This is a genomic window from Nocardioides flavus (ex Wang et al. 2016) (assembly GCF_014653115.1).
Classification (GTDB): Bacteria; Actinomycetota; Actinomycetes; order Propionibacteriales; family Nocardioidaceae; genus Nocardioides; species Nocardioides flavus.
The window spans coordinates 243450-265979 of the sequence record NZ_BNAD01000005.1; the positions used below are offsets into that span (position 1 = coordinate 243450).

Here is a 22530-nt window from a genome sequence, read left to right on the forward strand (position 1 = left end):
CCGTGGCGCGGATCAGAGCTGGGACAGCGAGGGTACGACGTGCTCGCCGAGCGACCTGACGAAGGCGACCGGGTCGACGTGCAGCGGCATCACGTGCACCTCGTCGACGCCCACGTCGGCGAGGGCGCGCATCTCCTCGACGAAGGCGGCCGCGCCGGCGGCGTCCTGGCCGACGGTCCCGTTGTAGAGCACCGTCCTGCGCACCTCGTCGTACGGCCGGCCCTCGCGCTCGCACCAGTCGCGGAGGACGGCGAGCTTGTGTGCGACCTCGTCCGAGCCGGCCCCGGCCGCGGCGAACACGTTGCAGGCGTCGGCGTACTTCGCGACCAGGCGCAGCGTCTGCTTCTCCCCGCCTCCGCCGACCATGATCGGCGGGTGGGGCCGCTGCAGCGGCTGCGGCGAGTTGATGGTCTCGGCCAGCTGGTAGTGCGTGCCGTCGAACGGGCCGTCGTCGTCGCTCCACATCTGGCGCACGATCCGAAGGGTCTCCTCGAGCCGCTCGAAGCGCTCGGCGAGCGGCGGGAACGGGACGCCCAGGGCGCGGTGCTCCCGCTCGTACCAGCCCGCCCCGAGACCCAGTGCGGCCCGCCCTCCGGAGAGCACGTCGAGGGTCGACACGATCTTGGCGAGCAGTCCCGGGTGGCGATAGGTCACCCCGGTCACGAGGAGCTGGAGCTCCACCGACGTCGTGTGCGCCGCCAGGAAGCCGAGCGCGGTGTAGCCCTCCAGCATCGGGTCGTCGGCGCGCGACAGGAACTCGAGCTGGAGGTAGTGGTCCATGAACGAGAGGTTGTCCAGCCCGGCCTCCTCGGCCGCCCGCCCGGTCGCCGCCAGGGTGGGGCCGATCGTCTCCGGACCACCGGGGAGGGCGAAGTCGACCAGGTGCACGCCGAGCCTCATGGCAGCTGCTCTCTTCCGCCGTGCCCGGTCAGCGCACGACCTTGAAGTTGAAGTGACCGGTCCCGAGCGAGCCCATGAGTCGCAGCCAGACCGGCAGCAGCATCTCGGTGCCGCGCGCGGTCTCGATGCCGCCGAGGTCGATGACGTCGTCGTGACCGAACGACTCCAGCAGCTCGACGACGGTGGCCTTTGCCGTGGCGTCCTCACCGGAGACGAACACGGTGCTCGACTCCCCCAGCGCCCGCGGCTCGACCATCAGCGAGGCGGTGAGGGTGTTGAGGCTCTTGACGACCTTGGCCTCCGGGAAGGCGCGCTGGACCTGCTCGCCGAGCGAGTCGGTGTCCTTGACCGAGAGGGTCGGAGGGAAGCCGGCGGAGAAGTCCAGTGGGTTGGCGATGTCGACGAGGACCTTGCCGGCCAGGTTGTCCGCGCCGGCCAGCCCGAGCACCTCGAGCGTGGCCGCACCCGAGGAGGCGTTGACCACCAGGTCGGCCCGAGCGGCCGCGTCCGCGAACGTGGCGACCTCGACCTCCGGATGGGCATCTCGCCAGGCCGAGAAGGGCGCATTGCCCATCTGGTCCGGCTCGGTGCGGGCCAGCGTCGCCTGAGGGTCGCGGGTGCCCACCACGACGGAGTGGCCGAGGTCGGCCAGACGACCGGCGATCGCCTGGCCGACCATGCCGGTGCCGAGCACTGCGACGTGCATGGGGAGCTCCTTCGCGAAAGGACGTGGCAGACGGAGAGTCTGCCCCTGCGACGGACGCTACTCGCGAGAAGCCACCTGTCACAGGGCGTGGCGGATCCCGTCAGCCGAGGACGGAGGGCGGGAGCTCGAGGTCCGGGACGAGCTCGATGAGCAGCTGCCGGACCCGACCGTCGATGTCGGCGATGACGGCGCGCACCGTCTCCTCGTCCTGGCCGCCCGGGTCGGCGACCGGCCAGTCGACGTACCGCACGCCGGGGACGTACGGGCACTCCTCCCCGCAGCCGAGCGTGATGGCCAAGACGGAGGCCTCGATGGTCTCGCGCGTCAGCTTCGTCGGGGTCTCGCCGGACGTGTCGAGCCCGAGCCTCTCCAGCGCGTCCGCGACCTCGGGGTGGATGTGCTCGCCCGGCTGGGTGCCTGCCGACAGGGCGTTGACGCGCCCGCCAGCGTAGTGCTCGGTCAGGACACGGGAGATGACCGAGCGGCCGCCGTTGCGGATGCAGGCGAAGACCACCTGCGGCACGTCGGTCGAAGTGCTCGGGGTCGTCGCGGGTGCGGCTGTGTCGTGCGTCGTCATCCGGTACTCCTGGGGTCGGCGGGGTCGTGGTCGGCGTGGTGGTCGGGCTGGTGGTGCGGGTGCGGGACGACGACGTCGTCCGCGGCGCCCGCGACGTCGGGGAACAGGTAGCGGACCAGCCCGATGCCGAGCAGCCCGCCGACGACCTGGGCCCCGACGAAACCGGGCACGGAGGCGGGGTCGATGCCGGCGAAGGTGTCGGAGAAGATCCGGCCCACGGTCACGGCGGGGTTGGCGAAGGACGTCGAGGCGGTGAACCAGTAGGCGGCGCCGATGTACGCGCCGACGGCCGACGCCGCCATCGCTCCACGTCCGGTGCGGGCGAGGGCGAAGATCAGCGCGACGAGGCCCGCCGTGGCGACCACCTCGGCGACGAGCAGGTTCGCGCCGGCGCGCTCCTTGCCCGACAGCTCGGTGATGTCGATGTCGAACATGACGTTGGCCAGCACGGCGCCGGCGACGGCGCCGGCGGACTGGGCGAGTGCGTACGCACCGACCTCGCCGCCGGAGAGGCCAGTGCCGGCGCGGCGCCCCAGGAGCCAGTCGGCTGCGGACACGACCGGGTTGAAGTGGGCGCCCGAGACCGGCCCGAACAGCAGGATCAGCACCGTGAGGCCCAGTACGGTCGCCGTCGAGTTCTGCAGCAGCTGCAGGCCGACGTCGGTCGGGGAGAGCTGCTGCGCGGCGATGCCGGACCCGACGACCACGGCGACCAGGAGCGCCGTGCCGAGGAGCTCGGCCACCAGACGTCGGTGCAGCGGCACCCCGCTCATGCGCGGCTCCCCGCGTGCTCGAGGCGGGGGGCCAGGTCGGCGACTCGGCCGGCGAGGTCCTCGTACACGGCGTCGAAGGCTGCGTCGGTGCCGACGGCCACCGGGTCGGGCACCGACCAGTGGCTCACGCCCGCGAGGCGGACCGGCGTCCCGGGCTTCGTCTCCGAGGGGTGCTCGGCCGGGCCCAGCTCCTCGTGCGCGGCGTCGCACACCGTCACGACGTAGTCACCACTGCGCAGCAGCCCCTCGAGTGCCTGCGGGCGATCCTGGACCAGGGTCAGCCCGTGCCGTCGCGCCGCTGCCACAGCACCCGGCGCGACCGCAGGGCCGGGGTGCGTGCCCCCGGACGCGACGGGGATGGGGCTCGCCCGGTGCCACAGTGCGGCCGCGAGCTGCGATCGCGCCGAGTTCGCCGTGCACACGAACACCACGCGCTCGACCCCCGGCGCCTCCTCGGCCCCAGCGGTCGCGGCGGGCAGCAACCCGGACAGGCGGTCACGGTGCAGACGGAGGTACGTACGGCGCCGGTCGGCGTGCGAGCGGTGGCGCGACACGATGCCCGCCTGCTCCAGCACCTTGAGGTGGTGGGCGAGCAGGTTCGAGGGTGCGCCGAGCTCGCCGCGCAGCTCGCTCGGCGAGGCGTCCCCCGCACTGAGGAGGTCCACGATGCGCAGGCGAGCCGGGTCGGCCAGCGCCGCCAGGGCTGCCACTCGCTCGTCGAAGTCCATCGTCGTCCATTCACTCAGTTACGTTTGAGTCAACCATGACTGAGACATCGGGTGGGGCGCAACTCATCGGCCCAGCCCACCGCCCTACCGCTTGGTCAGCGCAGCAGCCACCGCACGAGCCGAGGGACCCACGCCGGCCAGGGTGGCGGACGCGGGGCCGGTCCAGTCGCCGTACCCGACCAGGTGCAGCCGAGGTTCGTCGAGCGCGCGGGTGCCGGACGGCCCGCCGACCGCGACGTGCCCGGCCGACGTGCGGAGCCCCAGGGGTCGCAGGTGTCGCAGCGCGGGGCGGAACCCGGTGCACCAGATCACGGCGTCGCACTGCTGCGTCGTGCCGTCGGCCCAGGCGACACCGTCGGGGGTGAGCCGGGAGAACATCGCTCGCGCGTGCAGGACGCCGCGATCGCGGGCGTCCTTGACGCTGGCGACCATGACGATGTCACCCAGCCCGGCCACGCCTGCGTGCTCGCGACCCTGCTCGAGCGCCTCGATCCGCGCTCGCGCGGTCGCGAAGAGCACCCGCCCGTCGACGTCGTCGGGCAGGAACCGTGGTGGCCGGGTGGTCACCCACGTGGCGTCGGCGACGGTCGACACCTCCGCGAGGATCTGCGCCGCGGAGTTGCCCCCGCCCACGACGACGACGCGCTGCCCGGCGAACTCCTCGGGGACGCGGTAGCCGGCCGCGTGCAGCTGGCGGCCCGCGAACGTACGCATCCCGGGGTATGTCGGCCAGAACGGGCGGTCCCAGGTGCCGGTCGCGGACACGACCGCGCGAGCCGAGAGGGCAAGCCCCGGCGCCTCGACGAGCAGGCGGCCACCGGGATCGTCATCGGCACGGCGTACGGACTCCACGCGGTGCGGTCGCTGCACCTGCAAGCCGTACCTCTCCTCGTAGCGGGTCAGGTACTCCACCACGTGGTCGCGCGTGGGGAAGCCGCGGGTCGCGTCGTCCCACGGCGGCATCATCCATCCCGGGAGGGAGGAGAAACCCGCCGGCGAGAACAGGCGCAGGCCGTCCCAGGTCCGGGGCCACGCCCCGCCCGGCCGGTCCGCGGCGTCCACGACGACGAAGTCGCGACCCGGTACGAGTCCCGCGCGCCGCAGGTAGAACCCGGTGGCCAGACCGGCCTGGCCGCCGCCGATGACGACGACCTCGACCTCACGCCGCTGCGGGACCCCGGCAGCGACCTCGGGGGTCGGGGCCGTCCGGTGGTCGTCGATGGTGCGTGCTCCTTCCTCGGGCCGGGGCACCAGCATCCCACCGGCGTCCGGGGTGTCGCGCGTCCCCGGCAGCCACGGGTCCAAGGACCGCATCGACACCGGCCACCACGGCTCCCCCAGCGGCGCCGAGCTCGTCGACCTGCTCGACGCCCCCGAGGCCGAGGACGCCCTGCCGGCGTGGTGCGACTGCGGCCCGCGCACGCTGTCGCGGACCGCGCTCCTGGCCCACCTGCGCGACGGCACCCGCACCGTCCACCTGGAGTGACGGGCGTGGCGGGCGCGCACATGCGAAAAACCCTCACAGTCAGACTGTGAGGGTCTTTCGGATTTGTAGCGGGGGCAGGATTTGAACCTGCGACCTCTGGACGCCATCAGGGGCGTCGCGGCTACTGCTGCTTCGGGCGGGATACTACCGATTCGCTCGGTGTAGTGAGGGATTCGCCCTCGCTTCCGGTCTCAGGATACCCGTTGGGTGCGGACACGGGCCGGGTGTTTCTGGACCGTAAGTGGACATGGTTCGAAACCCCTCCAGGTCCGCGATGAGGAGCTCGATCGAAGCGCGTCGAACCGTCCACACGGCCCGAGCATGGTTCCTGGCTCTGATCCCGAATTCCTCGGCGCCGATCTCCGTTCGGACGTGATCGCTCTCGGCTGCGCCAGATCGGAGATTGCTGACTGCTCCTACACAGCCTGCACATAGACCGCGGGGTCATCTTGGCGGCATCGACCGACCTGAAGGAGTCCTCCATGAGCGTGCCCGTCTCGACCTTTGCTCGGCGCTCAACCGCCGCCCTGGGTGCCGCAGCCATCACCATGCCACTTGTGCTCTTCCCCGCTTCGGCGGGGAGTGCGACCTCCCAATCGGCCGATCAGGCCGGTAGAGCTGCGCTCCTGGCGCCGCTGGCCGATCCCCGCTGGATCGGCGGCCCTCGGCCCGTCGGACCCGACTCGCGGCGATGGGCCACGTCGCCGTACGACGCTTCCACCTCGGCATCGACGATGCTCGACGTCACCACGGCCGATGCGACGCAATCCTCCGGGGTCGTGCTGGTGTCCACGACGGTTGACTTCGGAGCCGGCGAGGCGGCCGGGACCGGGTTGGTCCTGGACGGGGAAGACGGCCTGGTAGTGACCAACCACCATGTCGTCGAGGGTGCGACGCGAGTCATGATCAGCATGCCCGGCACCGACGAGTCCTACCGGGCAACCGTGCTGGGTACCGACGCAGAGAAGGACATCGCCGTGCTGCGTCTGCACGGTGCTCCGGACGTCGCCGAAGTGGCTTTGGACGACGACGGTGTGGCCATCGGTAACGCGATGACCGCAGTTGGGGACGCGGGCGGGGACGGCGGCAATCTCACGGCGGCGGCAGGCACCGTGACCGGGCTGGGTGAATCGATCACCGTCACGGAGGACGACGGAAGCCAGAGCACCTTGACTGGCCTGCTCGAATTGGACGCCGACGTGATCTCGGGTGACTCGGGCGGCGCCGTGCTCGACGCCCAGGGCGAGGTGGTCGGGATGACCGTCGCTGCCTCGTCCGGCTACGGCGACATCGTCGGCTACGCCATCCCGATCCAGCGAGTTGAGCGGGTGGCGGCGAAGGTCGTAGCCGGCGAGGAGTCAGGATCCCTCGAGCTGGGTTACGACGCCTTCCTAGGCGTGTCTCTGGTCTCCGGCACCGGCGCGCCGGTGGTAGCCGGCGTCGTGGACGGTCTAGCGGCGGACGCCTCCGGTCTCACCGCTGGGGACACAATCACCGCGCTCGACGGCTCTGCGGTGTCGACGATCGCCGACCTACAGCGCGTCATCGCGGCCCATCAGCCGGGTGATGTCGTCTCCATGAGCTGGACACGTGCCGAGGGCGAGCGACACCAGGCACGCACGGCCCTGTCTCGCGCGCCGATCGCCTGACAAACACCACGGCTGCCTGGCCTCTCAGGGGTGTTCGGGCTCCGTTCCGATCGTGAGGTTGGGGCGAGGTCATGCCTCCCGCAGGGTTCGTGCACAGGAAACTCACAGGTACCGTCAGCAAGATGCCGCCCATGGAACAACAGCAGGTCCCTGCGCTCACCCGTCCCGACGGTTCGCCACTGCGGCTGTTAGTGGTGGACGACGAGGTCAACATCGCGGAGCTGATCGCGATGGCGCTACGCTACGAGGGATGGCAGGTGACGACCGCCCACACCGGCTCCAAGGCCGTCGCGGCGGCCAAGGAGTCACGCCCCGACGCCGTGGTCCTCGACATCATGCTGCCCGACTTCGACGGCATGGAGGTGCTCCGTCGGCTTCGTTCCGGCGACCCGGGTGTCCCGGTGCTGTTCCTCACCGCCCGCGACGCCGTCGAGGACCGGGTCGCCGGGCTGACGGCGGGCGGCGATGACTACGTCACGAAGCCGTTCTCGCTCGAGGAGGTCGTTGCCCGGTTGCGGGCGCTGATGCGTCGGGCCGGTGCGCAGCAGGCTGCCTCTTCCTCGTTGCTCAGCGTGGGTGACCTGACCCTCGACGAGGACAGTCGCGAGGTGTTCCGGGCAGGAGCCGAGATATCGCTGACCGCGACTGAGTTCGAGCTGCTTCGCTTTCTCATGCGAAATCCACGGCGGGTGCTCAGCAAGGCACAGATCCTGGACCGGGTATGGAACTACGACTTCGGCGGGCAGGCGAACGTGGTCGAGCTCTACATCTCCTACCTGCGCAAGAAGATCGACGCTGGCCGCGAACCGATGATCCACACCATGCGCGGCGCCGGATACGTCCTCAAGCCGGCCTCGTGATGGGACGAATGCGGACGCTCACCTGGCGGCTCGTCGCGATTGCCGTCCTACTCGTGGCCGTCACGGCCATGGCCATCGGAGCAGTCACCACGCTCGCCATGCGGGACACACTCGACGCCCGGCTGGACGCGGATGTGCGGGATGCCCTGATGCGCACCGTCGGGGGGCCCGGCGGACCGCGCCCCGGCGGCGACTTCGGACCGGGACAAGCGGTGGGCACCGTCACAGCGGTGGTGCCCGACGCCGGCCGGACCACGGGACAGAGGCTTGCCGAGAGCGAGGACGGTTGGCCCGAAGCGACCCCGCTGACCGACGCCCAGCTCGACGCCCTGACCGATGTCACGGCAGGCGACCAACCGGTCTCCGTGGACCTTCCAGGCCTGGGTTCCTACCGAGTCCTGGCCGCCGATGTGGCCGGCGGCCAGGTGGTCGTCGGTCTGCCCGGCGCCGAGGCCGAGGCCACGGTCGATGACCTGGTGCGGCTCGAGCTGCTGGCCACGCTGTTGGGCATCGCCGCTGCGGCCCTCGTCGGCACACTCGTCGTACGCCGTCAGCTGGCACCGCTGCGAGACGTGGCCCGGACCGCCCACAGGGTTGCCGAGCTGCCGCTCGCCACCGGGGAGATCGACCTCGACGAGCGGGTGCCGGAGCGGCTCACCGACGAACGCACCGAGGTCGGGCAGGTCGGCAGCGCCCTGAACACCCTCCTCGATCATGTCGAGAACTCGTTGGCCGCCCGACACCGCAGCGAGCTGCAGGTGCGACAGTTCGTCGCCGATGCCTCACACGAGCTGCGGACGCCGCTGGCCACCATCGCCGGGTACTCCGAGCTCGCCCGCCGACGACCCGACGACGAGGTCGCGCTGCGCACCGCACTGACCAAGGTCGACGAGGAGTCCCAGCGGATGACCGCCCTGGTCGAGGACCTCCTGCTCCTGGCCCGTCTCGATGCGGGACGGCCGCTGGCCCAGGAGACGGTCGACCTGACCAGCCTGCTGCTCGAGGCCGTCACCGACGCCCGTGTCCTCGCACCGGAGCACCACTGGCGACTCGAGCTCCCTGAGCACGCCGTGGAGGTGCGGGGCGATGAGCAGCGCCTCCACCAGGTGATCACAAACCTGCTGACGAACGCCCGCAAACACACGCCCCCTGGGACGACCGTGACCGCCGCGGCGAACGCTGGCGGTTTCAGCGTCCACGACGACGGTCCCGGGTTCGACGCGGAACTGACCGAACGGGCGTTCGAGCGATTCACCCGTGGAGATCGTGCGCGACACCGGGAGGGCGGCGTCGGCCTGGGTCTGGCCCTGGTCGCGGCAATCGTCGACGCACTCGGCGGGCAGGTCACCCTCGAGAGCCGCCCGGGTGACACAACAGTCACGGTGTGGCTGCCCGAGGACTGAAACGCCCGGAAGCACGGGAGGTACTCCCTCCTGCGCGCCGGTCGGCAAAGCCATTGCTGCGTCGTGCCGAGGCACGACGCAGCGGTCTGGCCGCATCAGGATCCTTCGGTGATGACCTCACGCACGGCGTCTGCCTCGTCGGCGACGGTGTCAGCGTCGACCAGGTGGCCCGCCTCGCTTGTCAGGAGTGCAGCCCACCGGTCGACGATCTCGTCGGCCCGTCCGCTGGTGTAGAGGCTCTCGGCAAGGTCGAGCTTCGCCTGCTCGACCAGGTCCGCCCACACTTTCACGGCGGTGAACCGCTCCACCAGGACGTTCGACCTGCCTCCGGGTCCACCGGAGCCTCGTTCGGGGCGTTCTCCGGTCGGCGGTTCGGGCATTCCTTCGGGCCGCTCGCCAGTCGGCGGTTCGGGCATTCCTTCGGGAGGTTCGCCGCCGAAGCCCGTTCCGCGATCTCCATCGGGAAGACCGCCATCGGGGCCGCCCCCCGGACCGCCACCGAAGGCGAGGTTGTGGTCCCAGGCCACGACGGTGAAGCCGTCCGACTCGGCGTCGTAGCGCAGGTAGGAGTTGTTGCCAGGACCGTCGATGTCGTCGAAGTTGGCAACCAGGTCCTCGAACGCCAGGTAGCGGGCGAAGGCATCGATGTCGAGCCGTTCGGGCAGGCCGCTCTCGAATTCTGCGTCGGTGCTGTTGTTGAGGAAGTCCAGGAAGTCGATGAGCGGCTCGAGGTCGTCCTCACCGGTCTCCTGATCGAAGACGTCAGAGTAGGAGTCGGGGTCAGTGCCGCGCCACGACCAGTCTCCACCGGCCTCTGACTTGTAGAGCAGTCCGTCGGTGCTGAAGTGCTCGACCGCCCATGCCTCGTCGAGCGCCTGTACGACGAGCCGCAGCCGGGGCTCGCCACCGTTGACGGAGAACGAGGTGGCGACAGCGTGCTCGCTGGCAAGACCGGCCTCCGTCAGCAGGTCGAGGGCGACCGCCTCGTTGAGCGCGGTCTCGGAGTCGTTCGACCGCACGACGAAGTCTGTCCAGCCGTCGAGCTCCTGGCCATCGACGAACTCGTCGAGGCGCACGAGCCACGGCAGGTCGGCCGGGTCGGCGTCGTCGTCCACACCGCGGAGCGAGGAGTTGCCCTTGAGCCGCAGGCCGACCGTCTCGAAAGTCGTTCCGTCGATGGTGGCGGTTGCCTCGATCCACTCCTTTTCACCGGACTCCTGGTAGGTGTCGATCATCGCGGTGACCGCCTTCTCGTCGACGTCGACGCTGATGTCGTGCAGCACTTCTTCGTCCCAGACACCGGTGCCGCCGCCCGAGGAACTCGTGGCTTTCTGGAACCCGCTGGCCGTGGAGGTGGAGCCCGTGCCGCTGACCGAGCAGCCTCCCAGGGCGAGCACGGCGGCCGTTGCCAGGCTGATCGCGGGTCGGGTGAGATGAGGCTTGATGGGGGTCATGCGGCTGCTCCTTCGGTGACGCGGAGGGTGGCGGCGAGGTGACGGGTGGTGACCCGGTGCCATCGGTTGCCGGGCAACTCGGGGGTGAGCAGGGAGAGTCCGGTTCCGTACTTGGAGATCCGGGCGGGTCGGTGCCCGAGCTGCCACAGCGTGCGGTCAAGTGGTCCGGCGGTGCGGCCCGCGGACTTGGTCTCCACGACGAGCACGTTGCCTGCCTCAGCGCGACCCGATGCCGATGTCCAGGAGAGGTCGAAGTCGATGGTCGCCCGCCCGGCGCCCGCGGGCAGCAGCAGTGTCGTACGCCGGTAGCTGGTGGTCAGCGTCGCCACCAGCCCGCGCGGGTCGATCTCGGGCGAGCCGGCGGCGACGAGTCGTTCGCGCACCCAGTCCGCAGCTTCCACGCTGATCTCGTCGCGCGACGCCACGTCGTAGCGCAGGCGTTCCTTGACCGTGACGCCCCGGGTGCCGCGGGTCTTGACCTCCAGCCAGCACTCGCCGGTGTCTGCATAGAGCCGCGTGCGGGCCTTCCAACGACGCCGGCGGGGATGGGCCGAGGCCGCCCAGCTTGTCAGGTCGGTGGTGTCGAGGTACGTCGACTCATACCGGGACTTGCGCCGGCCGTCGATCTCGAGGACACGCAGGCCGGGGACGCCCATGAGCATTGGCGCCAGGTCGTCGAGCGGGATGACGTACTTGCGGTCGGTGCGCACGAGGAGCTCCGAGGCGGCGTTGAGGGCGTCGAGTCCGACGGCGGGAAGGGTGGCGAGGGCGTCCATGTCAACGGGCCGATCCGCGAGTGGCGAGTCCGACCGCACGACCGCGCTCGGGGTCGGGGACGGGGATGGTGGCGCGCGGCGCCGGTGCGTACCGGACGTCGACCGTGGTTGCGTCGTTGACCAGGTCCACCCGGACTGGCACGGCGCGGTGGACCCGGGCGTCGAGCACGAGTTCGAGCCGCTCGACGAGGGCGGCCTCGTCGGTGATGGCTGAGTCCAGCACCACGATCTGTTGGCGGGCGCCTCGCTGGAGCAGACCGCTGTCGGCGACCGCGATGACGACGACCAGCAGACCCATGAGCACCACGGCCAGTCGCGGGTCACCTGCGCCGAGGCCACCGAGCAGGCCCAGCGCCAGGGAGGCGAAGTAGTAGGCGATCTCGTGCTGGCCGAGCTCGGCCGAACGCAGCCGGATGATCGAGAGCACCCCGAAGAGACCCAGTCCGAGCCCGACCGTGGCGGCGCTGCTGGAGAGCGCGATGGTGACGGCCAAGACTCCGACGTTCACCGCGATGAAGGCGGTGACGAGGTCTCCACGGCGGTGCCGCGGGAAGTAAACGGCAAGGGCGAGCACGAGGACGGCGATGAGATCCGCGCCGGCGAGCAGGTAGGTGTTCATGCGGGTGATTCCTCCGGGTTGGCTGGGTGTCCCTGAAGGTTCACCGGCCCACCTGTCGCCGGGCTTCCGCGACGCTGTGCCGCAACTGTGAAGGCGTCGGCACGTCGGTCACACGGGGGCGACGGGTGGGGCACAGGCTCCGGACAGACGCGCCGGACACGGTCATGGGGTATCCCGACGAGAGGAGTCCACCATGCCGACTCGCACGCCTTCCCCCACCCGTCCCGGCTTCCTCGTGGGTGGGATCACTGCCCTCGCCCTCACCGCTGGCAGCAGCGCCTGGGCCCTGGACCGCTACGTGGTGGACCACGTCCAGGTGGCCGACGCCTCGGCCTACGAGGCCGCGCACGGCAGCGACGGCACCGTCCTGGACACCGACCAGGCGGTGCTCACCGACGACAGCTGGAGCGCCGACGGAACCACGATCACGGTCCGCGAAGTGTCCACCGGGACCGGCGACCAGGCGGTCACCTATTTCGTGGCCGACCTGGTGCTCAGCGACGCCACGGTGCTCAAGTCCGCGTTCGCCGGCGACTCCTTCGGCACCAACGTCATCGACGAGACCTCCGACATCGCCGAGCAGAACGGCGCGATCTTCGCCATCAACGGTGACTACTACGGCTTCCGCGACACCGGCATCGTGATCCGCAACGGCGTCGCGTACCGCGATGAGGGCACCCGGGAGGGATTGGCGTTCTACCGCGACGGGCACGTCGAGCTGTACGACGAGACCGCCACCGACGCCCAGAGCCTGGTTGATGCGGGCGTCTGGAACGCCCTCTCCTTCGGTCCGGCACTGATAGCCGACGGCCAGGTGCTCGACGGCATCGACGACGTCGAGGTCGACACGAACTTCGGCAACCACTCCATCCAGGGCGACCAGCCGCGAACCGCGGTGGGCGTCATCGACGACAACCACCTCGTCCTGGTCGTGGTCGACGGCCGCGACACCGGCTACAGCGCCGGAGCGTCGATGACCGAGCTCGCCACCCTGATGCGGGGCCTGGGCGCGACGACGGCGTACAACCTCGATGGCGGCGGTTCCTCGACGATGTACTTCAACGGCGAGGTCATCAACCGGCCCAGCAACGGCGGCGAACGCGGCACCTCCGACATCCTCTACGTCCGGGGCTGATCCGGTGTCCTCGCTGACCACCAGCCCGACAGCGCCGCCCCCGGCCGCTGAGGCGGCTGCTCCCCCGACCGTCCTCATCCCCGCCTATCGCCCAGGTCCGGCGATGCTCCGCACGCTGGCCCAGCTGCGCGCGGCCCGGCCAACGTGGCCGCTGGTCGTGGTCGACGATGGCACCGGGAGCGCGTTCACCGATGTCTTCGACGCAGCGACCGCCCTGGGCGCAGAGGTTCTCACCCACGCCCGCAACCGAGGCAAGGGCGTGGCGCTCAAGACCGGGTTCGAGCACGTCGCCCGAACCCGGCCCGGCATGGCCGTGGTCTGTGCGGACGCCGACGGCCAACACGCCCCGCGCGACATCATCGCGGTCGCCGACCGGCTCGGCGCCGACCCCCTCGAACGCAGGCTGGTGCTCGGCACCCGCGGGCTCGACGGGCCGATCCCGCTGCGCAGCCGCCTCGGCAACGACCTCACCCGATGGCTCTTCACCGCCGCCACACACCTGCGACTCTCCGACACCCAGACTGGGCTGCGCGGGATCCCGCCCGGCCTCCTCAGCTGGGCGACCAGGGTCCCCGGCGACCGCTACGACTACGAACTGCAGATGCTGTTGCGCGCCGCGCGCGCGGGCATCGGGCTCGACACGGTCCCGATCGACACCATCTACCTCGACCACAACAGCTCATCGCACTTCCGGCCCGTCGTCGACTCGCTGCGCGTCTACGTTCCACTGGTCTTGTTCCTCGCCTCGTCGCTGGCCACCTTCGCGGTCGACACGGTCGCGCTCCTGCTCCTGGAGGCGCTCACCGGTGACCTGCTGCTCTCGGTGGTCGGCGCACGGCTCACCAGCGCGGGCATCAACTTCGCCGTCAACCGACGCGTGGTCTTCGATCCCAGGCGCCGCTGCCGCACCGGCCCCGCCCTGGGCCGCTACGCCGCGCTGGCCGCCGTGCTGTTGGTGCTCAACTATCTGACCCTCCGCGCGCTCACCCAGGTCGGCCTGGATCTGCTGCCGGCCAAGCTGTTGACCGAGCTCGGGCTGGTGTCCCTCAGTTTCGCGATCCAGCGCCGAATCGTGTTCGCCGCACCTTCACAGCGGGCTCACAAGGTCATGCCACCGCGCCAACAGGTCGGTTGAGCAGCATCGTCCTCACCGGCCGCCACCGCGGCATCGACGACGCAGGACACCATCCCCGAAAGGTCCCACTCCATGCGACTTCCCAAGCTCCGGCGGGCCTTGGCCGCGACCGTGGCCGCCGCCGTCCTCGCCGGCTGCGGTAGCACCGCGGCCAGCGACTCCAGCACGAGCGCCGGCACCACGAGAAGCAGCGTCGCCGACACGACCTCGGCCGTCTCCGTGACCGACGCGACCACGGTGGCCGACGCGCTCGCCGACAACATCGAGGTGGATGCCGGCGATACGTCGTACGACGAGGCTGACGTCGTGGACGTGAGCCTCGCCGACTCGTCGGCGACCTCCGACAGCGACGCGGTCACCAGCGAGGACGGGACGGTCACGATCACCGCGGCCGGGACCTATCGTCTCCACGGCGAGCTGGCCGGCCAGGTGGTCGTCGACAGTGCGGCCGACGGGGTCGTCCGACTCGTCCTCGACGATGCGACCATCACCTCCGAGACCACGTCCGCGATCAACGTCGTCGACGCCGAGTCCGTCGTGGTCGTGCTCGCCGACGGCAGCGACAACTCACTCACCGACGCCTCGACGTACGACGACACCTCCGAGGAGGCATCCACCGGGGCGCTCTACTCCACCGCCGACCTCACCATCGGCGGCTCCGGCTCCCTGACCGTCACCGGCAACGCCAACAACGGCGTCGTGGGCAAGGACGGCCTGGTCATCAGCGGCGGATCCATCGAGGTCACCTCCGTCGACGACGGCATCATCGGCAAGGACTACCTCGTGGTCTCCGACGGCGACGTCACCATCGACTCCGTCGACGACGGCCTCAAGTCCGACAACACCACCGACGCCGGCGCCGGCTTCGTGCTCGTCGAGGGCGGGTCGATCCAGATCAGCTCCCAGGACGACGCCGTCAAGGGCGTCCAGGTCCTCGTCTCCGGGGGTGCCATCGACGTGGCCGGCTCGAACGAGGCCATCGAGGGATCGCTGATCATCATCGACGACGGTGACATCGAGCTGCACTCGGCCGACGACGGGATCAACGTCACGTCCTCTGACGACAGCGCCGCCACCGACGGCACCGCCGGCGGCCAGCCCGGCATGGGCGGCGGCGGGATGGAAGCCGACGACTCGCTCAACCTCGTCATCAACGGCGGAACTATCGAGGTGTGGTCCAGCGGTGACGGACTCGACTCCAACGGCTACGCCACCATCACGGGTGGGGACATCACCGTCTACGGCCCGACCAGCGACGGCAACGGAGCCCTCGACGTCAACGGCACCTTCGCGATCACCGGCGGCACCCTGATGGCCACCGGCAGCTCCGGGATGATGGTCGCCCCCTCGACCGACTCAGCCCAAGGGTGGATCGCCACGGCGCTCTCGACCACCGCTGTCGCCGGCTCCGAGGTGGTGATCACCGACGCCGACGGCACCGAGATCGCGGCGTATACGGTCGCGAAGGACTTCGCCTCGGTCGTCTACTCCTCCGCCGACATCGAGCAGGGCGCCACCTACACCCTCAGCGTCGACGGCACCGAGATCGCCGTCACCGCGGGCGACGCTCCCGCAGGCGGCCGAGGACCGATGGGCGGCTGAGCCGACCCCACCCGCACACACCACCAACGAAGGAACGAGCGATGAGCACCCAGTACGAGCAGACCACCGTCCCTGAGACCACCACCGACCCGGCCACCGAGAGCGGTCAGCCGGCAGCCAACGAAGCACCAGCCACATCGGATGGACCGCGGAGCTGGCGTCGCCTGTTCCCCCGCGGACGCTCTGCGATCGCCGCCGGCATCGTGGCCGGCGGCCTGGCTATCGGCGGTCTCGGGTTCGGCGCCGGGTACGCCGTCGCCGACCGAGACGCACAGACCAACCCGACCCAGCAGGTGCCCGGGTTCGACCGGGAGGGCGATGGGTTCAGGCCACCCATGGATGGCCCGCCAGGCGGTCCGATGGATGGCCAGATGGACGGTCAGCCCGACGGCCAGACCAATGGAGGCGGCGCCGCGGGCGATGCACCCGACTTCGACGGGGACGGCCAGCCCGACGACTCCTCCACCGACTCCAGCCAGGACTCAACCCAGAACTCGGCCACACAGGGCTGACCCCGAACGACTCACCCCGGCCCGCCACTCCCCCGAGGCGGCCGGGGTGAGTCCCTTCCTGGGCGCGGCGGTTCAAAGGGTCTCGAGTACGACCACGTCCTCATCGCCGACATCGCCATGCACCTCCAGGTCAACGACCTCTACGTCGCCTTGACTAGGGCCAGGAAGTCCATCCACATCCTCGGCGCGACAGACACCATCACCCTCGTCGAATCGCCGAGGTAGGCAACTCTGGTCTGCATCGGGTTGCTGGACTACGGCGCAACCGGACTTTCAAACCTGCATCCGAAGCCCACGCCGAGCGTTCCCGTCATTCTGGGCGGATTGATGGGTCCTCCCGCCGCGCGCGAGCTCCCACTCAGGGACGGAGAGCTGCTGACGACTCCACGAGGCCGTCGCGTTCGAGCATCGCGAGCACATCGGCGACCGTGGCGGGCGGGTTCGCCATCGCATCGGCGATCCGCTGGACCGCGCCGTACACCGTCTCGCGGCCGAGGTCGATCTGGTCGAGGATGAAGTCGTCGGGAGACTTAGCCTCCATGTCCCACGGCTCGAGCGCGGCAAGGGGAAAGTCCTTGAGGTTGTTGGTGACGATGACCTGGGCGCGGGCCTTGATCGCTGCGGCGAGCACGTGCCGGTCGTCGGGGTCGGGTAGCTCGAGCGCGTCGATGAGCGGCTCGAAGCCGGTGACCAGACAGTCGCGGACGGTCTTGTTCATCAGCTCCCGGGTACGGGCCAGCTTGTGTGGGTCGAGGTCGGGCCGGTTCCGGTCAGGTTGCGGAACACCTCGTCGAGGATCTGGTCGGTCCACTTCGCTTGAACGAGTCCGGCTTGGGCGATGCGGATGAGCAGGTCTCGGAGCGTGCTCGGGTAGAGCACGTTGGCGTCGTACAGGACGACGAACGACACCTCAGAGCAGGCCCATCTCTTGGTTGAGTCTGGTGAGCTCGTCGGCGGCGTCGCGCCGTGCCTGGTCGTCGCGGGCCATGTAGGCCATCAGGGACTGGGCCTTGATCCGGCGGTGCTTGCCGACCTTGCGGTACTCGATGTCCCCTGCGTCGAGCAGCCCGATGAGGAAGGGCCGGCTGACGTTGAGCAGCTCGGCTGCCTGCTGTGTGGTGAGCTCGGCATGGGCGGGCACGACCGAGACGCCCTGGCCGGAGGCCATGTGTGCGAGCACCCGGGCGAGGAGTTCAACCGCGCTGCGCGGGACGACAAGCGTCTCCGCGGGGTCGTCGGCGACGACGAGCCGGATGACGCTGTCGGTGTGCGTGGCGAGGTAGTCCTTGACGTGCGGCAGCGCCTCGACGGCGGTGGTGATGTCGGACTCGTCGGGCTGGACGGGGGCGAGTGCCAGGGCGGTCATGGTGGCTCCTCTCTCAAGACTTCCATTATTCGCAATATTCGAAGCAAACGCAATAGATCAACGTCCCGGGTTCGTCAGAGGTTCCCGAGGTCGAGGCGCAGCGCTTCGGCGGCGGCGCGCTCGGCGGCGGTGGCGCGGGTGTAGCGCACCAGCATGTCGGTGCGGGACCAGCCAGCCACGGCCATCAGTCCGGATTCGGAGCCGCCGGCGGCGAGCCAGCGGTGGGCGGCGGTGTGCCGGAGCCGGTGCAGGTGGAATCCGGTGATACCGGCGTGCCGAGCGCGGCGGCGCAGGGCCTGGTTGAGACCGTCGTAGCCGAAGGTGGCGCCGCGCTCCCCCAGCCACAGCCGCGGACCATCGGCGGCCGGGTGCTGGTCGCGTTCGGGGAGATAGCGGCGGATTGCGGCGATCGTGGTCACGCCGACCGGGATGGTGCGCAGGCCTCCGCCCTTGCCGCGGCGGATAGTGATCCGGTGGATGTCGAGGTCGAGATCGGCGAGGTCGAGGGCCACGACCTCGCCGGCCCGGATACCGGTCTCCAGCATGAGCCGGATCAGGGCCTCGTCGCGGCGGTGGTGCAGCTTCTCGTCGGGTCGGTGGACCGGGTGGGTGCAGGTGGCGATCAGGGCGCGCAGCTCGTCGTCGGAGAGCGGGAGCACGATCGGACGCCGCTGCGCTGGCCCCTTGACGCCGACGAAGGGATGGCCGGGCAAGTGCCCGGTGGCGAGCAGCCAGTCAGCGAAGCGCTTGACCGACTGCTTACGTGCGAGCACGGTGCCGGGTGCGCTGCCGGCCTCGAGAAGGTCGGCCATCCAAGTCTGCAGGGAGGTCCGGAGCATCGGGGCCGCGTCGGCTGCGGCGCACCAGTCGAGGTAGCGACGCGTACCGGAGACGTAGGCCTCGATGGTGCCGGGCGTCTTGTTCTCGGCTCGGAGCGCGAGCTCCCACTCCGGAAGCAGACCGAGTAGTGCGGCGGGGGTGGGATCGATGGGTTCCATACTCGACGGAAGCAGACGACTGCGCCAGCGACGACCTCGCGGCCGCTGCGATTCAGCCCACGTCAGGCTGGGTCCAGATTTCGCGACAGTAAGTGGTACCTGGATCAAATCTCTAAATGCTTTCAGGCTCGGAATCCGTAGATTCCGAGCCTGAAACTTGGTAGCGGGGGCAGGATTTGAACCTGCGACCTCTGGACCTCCAGCGCGTGTGCGTTCCGCCGCTGGCGCTTTTGACCCCACTTGCCGATGTGTGCTCTGACCTGCACAGATGCGCACAACCCGCCGTGTCGGCTCCAGATCATCTTGACGTTTTCTGCTCGGATCAGCCGGCTTGCGCTGGCGTTTTCGGGACATAAGCGCGGCGTGACTCGAATCGCAGTCGGCTCGGAGGATGAGCCACGATTCGCGCCTGTTCGTGCCCAACTAGGATCGGCGGCATGCGGGACCTCCGAGCACCGGCCGGGACACGCGGCGCGCGCTACGCGCTGGCCGCCGTGGCCGTCGCGCTGTTCGGTCTTCTGTCGATGCATGGTTGGGGATTTCACACCGGCGCCCACACCATGGGGGCAACATCCCCGAGTGCGAATGTCATGATCGCCGCAAGCGGCCCCCTCAGTCATGACCACTCCGGGCAAGCGGCCAGTGAGCCGGATACCTCCGAACCGATCGTCGCGGGTCATCCAGTGGGAATGAGCTCTGAGGAGCCCATCGGCGAGAACGGTGCGGGGCTTCTTGGCCTCTGCCTAGCCGTGCTGGCCGGCCTGGTGCTCGGGATCGCACTCCTGCTGGTGCGTCGGGGTGTCCGCATCCCCCGGACCCTGCTGCCGGCATGGCAGCCCCGACTGTTCATCGGGCGTGACCGGGACCCGCCCAGCCTCGGCATGCTCTGTGTGATCCGCTGCTGACAGGCATTCGTCACGAGGCGCCCACGTTTGGGCGGCTCGTGGTTTCGCCTGCCCAGACACCTGATCACACAGATGGAGAAACACTCATGCGCAAGTCGCTGATCACCGCCGTTGTGGCGGCCTCGCTGTTCACCCTTGCCGCCTGCAGCAACGACGACGACACTGACACCGCGGCCAGCCATAACGAGGCCGACGTCACCTTCGCCCAGGAGATGATCCCCCACCACCAGCAGGCCATCGAGATGGCCGACCTCGCCGAATCACGCGCTGAAGGCCAGGAGGTCAAGGACCTCGCCACCGACATCGAGGCAGCCCAAGGCCCCGAGATCGAGACTCTGACCGGCTGGCTGGAGTCATGGGGCGAGGACGTCCCGGATCAGGGCATGTCGGGCATGGATCACGGCGACATGTCCTCCGACGACATGGGCGGAATGATGACCGAGGACGAGATGGCCGACCTCGAGGCGGCCTCCGGCGCGGAGTTCGACCAGATGTTCCTCACCATGATGATCGAGCACCACGAGGGTGCGATCGAGATGGCCATGACCGAGCAGTCCGAGGGCGAGTTCCCCGAGGCCGTCGACATGGCCAAGGAGATCGAGACGACACAGGCGGAGGAGATCCAGACGATGCAGGACCTGCTGAAGTCCTGATCTCGTCCCTGGGGCCCGAACAGGACGGAACTCCTGCGCCTGCCCGGCACCAATCCTCGCCTCGGAGCCGCCCTCATGTACAGACCCCGCATCGCCCTCACAGGCATCCTCCTCGGCGCCGCTCTCCTCTCGGGCGGCTGCGTCAAGGACACCCCAGCGACAGCGCCGCCCGCCGATGAGGAAACGAGCGTCGGCCACATCCACGGTCTCGGCGTCGACCCGGCCGACGACAGCCTCTACGTCGCCACCCACTTCGGCCTGTTCCACGTCGACCAGAGCGGCCGGCCGAGCCGGGTCGCAGACCGGTATCAGGACACGATGGCGTTCACCGTCGTCGGCCCTGGCCACTTCCTCGGCAGCGGGCACCCGGACCTCCGCGAGGACCTGCCCGCTCACCTGGGCCTGATCGAGTCCACCGACGCCGGAGAGACGTGGACGGCCCTCGCGCTTCTGGGCGAGGCGGACTTCCACATCCTCGAACCCGCCGGCGACGTCCTCTACGCATACGACGCAACCTCTGCCCGCCTCCTGCGCACCGAGGACCGGAAGAGCTTCGACGAGACATACCGAGGTCCGGTCATCAGCGTGGCGGCGGTCGATGACAACGACCTGCTGATCGCGACCAACGGCAAAGGCCAGCTCCTCAGCATCAACACTAGGTCCGGCGAGACCCGTGAGCTCGGCGGCCCGAGCATGATGTACCTCGACACCACTGCGGACGGGACCCTGGCCGGAATCGACGTCGACGGCGTCGTTCGGGTCAGCACCGACACCGGTCGAACCTGGCGCGAGGTCGGATCGATCGGCGGCCAACCCGCCGCGTTCACCATCAGCGACCAGGGTTGGTACGGCGCCACCGAGACGGCCGTCTACCGCTCCACCGACGGCGGCGACACCTGGTCGCGCGTGCTGTGAGGGACGATGAGCGAACGCCAGGCGGCGCATCGACGCGGTGGATCCCATCGCGCGCCGCGTCGCAGCGCCACGAAATGGCTGACCGGACTGGCCGTGTTGGCGACGACTGCCGCCGTGGCTGTGCCCGCCGCGTTCCTCGCCCGCGACGCACCGGATACCGAGGGGGCGAGCCGTCGCACTGCTGTTGCGGCCCCGCCGCCGTCCGCGCCGTACCCTGACCCGACTCTCAAGGGCGAGCGACCAGACGGCGAGGTCGCGGTCGGTCGCGATCGTGACCCAAATCCCAAGCGACCGCCCTCCCCCGCCACTCGCATCCCGGAGCGCGGCCCCGGCACCTTCGAAGTCGCCGCCGCATCACCGCTCGGGTCACAGGACGGGGTGACTTACCGGGTCGAGGTCGAGCAGGGTCTGCCCTTCAGCAGCATGGATGTGGCGCGCTTGGTCGAAGCAACCTTGGCCGACCAGCGCGGCTGGGCGACGCGACACACGCTCGTCCGCGTCGAGGGTCATGCAGACCTCCGCATCGTTCTGGCCACCCCCGAGACCGCCAACGACCTGTGTGCGCCGCTCGACACGGACGGCCGGCTCTCGTGCCGCAACGGGGGCAACGTCGTTCTCAACGCCTGGCGGTGGCAGTTCGGCGCAGACAGCTACGCCGGTGGCCTTGCGGCATATCGGCGCTACGTCATCAACCACGAGACGGGCCACGCCTTGGGCTATCCCCACGTCGGATGTCCCGGTTCCGGAAGGCTCGCGCCGGTGATGTTGCAGCAGACGAAGGGTTTGGCCGGTTGTCGGCCGAACCCATGGCCGTCGCGGGTAGATCTCCTCACCCACTGACGCCACCGTCGATCGGTCGTGCATCCCGACGTGTGGTCCAGAGCGCCCCCGGCTTGCGTTGGGCTCCCGTGCTCTCACGCATGGTGGCATACGCGAGGCAGATGGACGGGTTGAATCTGCGACCTCTTGATGTTGAGCAGGCATTCCGCCCAGTCGTGCTAGTCGTTGTGAAAGTGTGCTTTGACCTGCAAGCACGTCGGCTGACGCACTTGTGTGGTCGCGCTCGCTGCAACCGCATTGGGCCGGGTGTTGCGGGTGTTTACGTCTAGTAGAAGACCACAATACGGGCCCGTCAGGTACTCAGCGGCCGGGGAGTCGGGCACGGTCAAGTCCCGAGTGGGGGACTGCTGCACGGATAGGTGACATCTGATCTGTGGTGCCGAGAGGTGCCGCTGGAAGGATGTGCACTGTGCCGAAGCCGTACCCCCAGGAGTTCCGCGACGACGTGGTCCGTGTCGCGAGGAACCGTGAGCCAGGTGTCCATATCAAGCAGATCGCTGCCGACTTCGGCATCAGCGAGTCGTGCCTGACGAACTGG

Annotated in this window: 25 protein-coding genes and 1 pseudogene; 13 read left to right on the plus strand and 13 right to left on the minus strand. The window is 69.6% G+C overall.

The window, feature by feature from the left end; all coding sequences use genetic code 11:
- Positions 1-12 precede the first annotated feature (12 nt).
- The 6 genes from IE200_RS11685 to IE200_RS11710 all read right to left on the minus strand — a co-directional run bounded on the left by IE200_RS11685 (position 13) and on the right by IE200_RS11710 (position 4935).
- Complete coding sequence (locus IE200_RS11685; protein ID WP_191279648.1) at positions 13-900, minus strand: LLM class F420-dependent oxidoreductase; 888 nt, start codon at positions 898-900, stop codon at positions 13-15.
- 28 nt (positions 901-928) lie between these two features.
- Positions 929-1606 (minus strand): NADPH-dependent F420 reductase, encoded by a 678-nt coding sequence (locus tag IE200_RS11690; RefSeq protein WP_191279649.1) that lies wholly within the window; start codon positions 1604-1606, stop codon positions 929-931.
- A gap of 100 nt (positions 1607-1706) precedes the next feature.
- Positions 1707-2183, minus strand: coding sequence for an arsenate-mycothiol transferase ArsC (locus tag IE200_RS11695; RefSeq protein ID WP_191279650.1), 477 nt, complete (start codon positions 2181-2183; stop codon positions 1707-1709).
- Complete coding sequence (locus IE200_RS11700; protein WP_191279651.1) at positions 2180-2956, minus strand: aquaporin; 777 nt, start codon at positions 2954-2956, stop codon at positions 2180-2182. The genes IE200_RS11695 and IE200_RS11700 overlap by 4 nt, the downstream gene beginning before the upstream one ends.
- Positions 2953-3684, minus strand: a complete 732-nt coding sequence (locus IE200_RS11705) for an arsenate reductase/protein-tyrosine-phosphatase family protein (protein ID WP_191279652.1) — start codon at positions 3682-3684, stop codon at positions 2953-2955. Before IE200_RS11705 ends, IE200_RS11700 begins: the two co-directional genes overlap by 4 nt.
- 84 nt (positions 3685-3768) lie before the next feature.
- On the minus strand, positions 3769-4935 hold the full coding sequence (locus tag IE200_RS11710) for an ArsO family NAD(P)H-dependent flavin-containing monooxygenase (protein ID WP_229856423.1): 1167 nt from the start codon (positions 4933-4935) through the stop codon (positions 3769-3771).
- Between the two features lie 22 nt (positions 4936-4957).
- Here IE200_RS11710 and IE200_RS11715 point away from each other — a divergent pair, with 22 nt between their 5' ends.
- The 4 genes from IE200_RS11715 to IE200_RS11730 all read left to right on the plus strand — a co-directional run bounded on the left by IE200_RS11715 (position 4958) and on the right by IE200_RS11730 (position 9082).
- The gene (locus tag IE200_RS11715) at positions 4958-5170 is read left to right on the plus strand and encodes a hypothetical protein (protein WP_191279654.1); all 213 of its coding nucleotides are present in this window, start codon (positions 4958-4960) and stop codon (positions 5168-5170) included.
- A 482-nt stretch (positions 5171-5652) separates the two neighbouring features.
- Positions 5653-6819, plus strand: a complete 1167-nt coding sequence (locus IE200_RS11720; protein WP_191279655.1) for a S1C family serine protease — start codon at positions 5653-5655, stop codon at positions 6817-6819.
- Between the two features lie 131 nt (positions 6820-6950).
- Positions 6951-7679 (plus strand): response regulator transcription factor, encoded by a 729-nt coding sequence (locus tag IE200_RS11725; RefSeq protein WP_191279656.1) that lies wholly within the window; start codon positions 6951-6953, stop codon positions 7677-7679.
- A gap of 149 nt (positions 7680-7828) precedes the next feature.
- Entirely contained in the window at positions 7829-9082 is a 1254-nt protein-coding gene (locus tag IE200_RS11730) for a sensor histidine kinase (protein ID WP_229856424.1), read from the plus strand.
- A gap of 95 nt (positions 9083-9177) precedes the next feature.
- Here IE200_RS11730 and IE200_RS11735 read toward each other — a convergent pair whose 3' ends face one another.
- Genes IE200_RS11735 through IE200_RS11745 form a run of 3 tightly spaced genes read right to left on the minus strand, consistent with a single transcriptional unit; the run spans position 9178 to position 11931 of the window.
- A complete protein-coding gene (locus tag IE200_RS11735; RefSeq protein ID WP_191279658.1) occupies positions 9178-10536 on the minus strand; it encodes a CotH kinase family protein in 1359 nt (452 codons plus the stop codon).
- Complete coding sequence (locus IE200_RS11740; RefSeq protein WP_191279659.1) at positions 10533-11312, minus strand: polyphosphate polymerase domain-containing protein; 780 nt, start codon at positions 11310-11312, stop codon at positions 10533-10535. The genes IE200_RS11735 and IE200_RS11740 overlap by 4 nt, the downstream gene beginning before the upstream one ends.
- A 1-nt stretch (position 11313) precedes the next feature.
- On the minus strand, positions 11314-11931 hold the full coding sequence (locus IE200_RS11745; protein ID WP_191279660.1) for a DUF4956 domain-containing protein: 618 nt from the start codon (positions 11929-11931) through the stop codon (positions 11314-11316).
- 193 nt (positions 11932-12124) lie between these two features.
- Between IE200_RS11745 and IE200_RS11750 the strand changes: the two genes are divergently transcribed.
- The 5 genes and pseudogenes from IE200_RS11750 to IE200_RS21200 all read left to right on the plus strand — a co-directional run.
- A complete protein-coding gene (locus IE200_RS11750) occupies positions 12125-13066 on the plus strand; it encodes a phosphodiester glycosidase family protein (protein ID WP_191279661.1) in 942 nt (313 codons plus the stop codon).
- A 4-nt stretch (positions 13067-13070) separates the two neighbouring features.
- Entirely contained in the window at positions 13071-14201 is a 1131-nt protein-coding gene (locus IE200_RS11755) for a bifunctional glycosyltransferase family 2/GtrA family protein (RefSeq protein WP_191279662.1), read from the plus strand.
- A 72-nt stretch (positions 14202-14273) separates the two neighbouring features.
- The gene (locus IE200_RS11760) at positions 14274-15803 is read left to right on the plus strand and encodes a carbohydrate-binding domain-containing protein (protein WP_191279663.1); all 1530 of its coding nucleotides are present in this window, start codon (positions 14274-14276) and stop codon (positions 15801-15803) included.
- Between the two features lie 41 nt (positions 15804-15844).
- The gene (locus IE200_RS11765; RefSeq protein WP_191279664.1) at positions 15845-16315 is read left to right on the plus strand and encodes a hypothetical protein; all 471 of its coding nucleotides are present in this window, start codon (positions 15845-15847) and stop codon (positions 16313-16315) included.
- Positions 16316-16399: 84 nt separating this feature from the next.
- Positions 16400-16540 (plus strand): annotated as a pseudogene (locus IE200_RS21200) (hypothetical protein); the annotation flags it as partial.
- 133 nt (positions 16541-16673) lie between these two features.
- Here the strand turns inward: IE200_RS21200 and IE200_RS11775 are convergent.
- The 4 genes from IE200_RS11775 to IE200_RS11785 all read right to left on the minus strand — a co-directional run bounded on the left by IE200_RS11775 (position 16674) and on the right by IE200_RS11785 (position 18679).
- Positions 16674-17033, minus strand: coding sequence for a PIN domain-containing protein (locus tag IE200_RS11775; RefSeq protein ID WP_229856426.1), 360 nt, complete (start codon positions 17031-17033; stop codon positions 16674-16676).
- Positions 17033-17224 carry a PIN domain-containing protein gene (locus IE200_RS20750; RefSeq protein WP_229856428.1) on the minus strand — a complete coding sequence of 64 codons (192 nt, stop codon included), beginning with the start codon at positions 17222-17224 and terminating at the stop codon, positions 17033-17035. The genes IE200_RS11775 and IE200_RS20750 overlap by 1 nt, the downstream gene beginning before the upstream one ends.
- A 1-nt stretch (position 17225) precedes the next feature.
- Positions 17226-17681: a helix-turn-helix domain-containing protein gene (locus IE200_RS11780; RefSeq protein ID WP_191279665.1), complete on the minus strand. Its 456-nt coding sequence runs from the start codon at positions 17679-17681 to the stop codon at positions 17226-17228.
- A gap of 74 nt (positions 17682-17755) precedes the next feature.
- Entirely contained in the window at positions 17756-18679 is a 924-nt protein-coding gene (locus tag IE200_RS11785) for a tyrosine-type recombinase/integrase (protein WP_191279666.1), read from the minus strand.
- Between the two features lie 437 nt (positions 18680-19116).
- On the opposite strand from IE200_RS11785, the gene IE200_RS11790 reads away from it, so the two are divergent.
- From IE200_RS11790 to IE200_RS11805, 4 genes are all read left to right on the plus strand, one after another.
- On the plus strand, positions 19117-19584 hold the full coding sequence (locus IE200_RS11790) for a DUF6153 family protein (RefSeq protein WP_191279667.1): 468 nt from the start codon (positions 19117-19119) through the stop codon (positions 19582-19584).
- 86 nt (positions 19585-19670) lie between these two features.
- A complete protein-coding gene (locus IE200_RS11795; protein WP_191279668.1) occupies positions 19671-20237 on the plus strand; it encodes a DUF305 domain-containing protein in 567 nt (188 codons plus the stop codon).
- 75 nt (positions 20238-20312) lie between these two features.
- Positions 20313-21152 (plus strand): F510_1955 family glycosylhydrolase, encoded by an 840-nt coding sequence (locus tag IE200_RS11800; protein WP_191279669.1) that lies wholly within the window; start codon positions 20313-20315, stop codon positions 21150-21152.
- A 6-nt stretch (positions 21153-21158) separates the two neighbouring features.
- Positions 21159-21992 (plus strand): DUF3152 domain-containing protein, encoded by an 834-nt coding sequence (locus IE200_RS11805; protein ID WP_191279670.1) that lies wholly within the window; start codon positions 21159-21161, stop codon positions 21990-21992.
- Positions 21993-22530 lie beyond the last annotated feature (538 nt).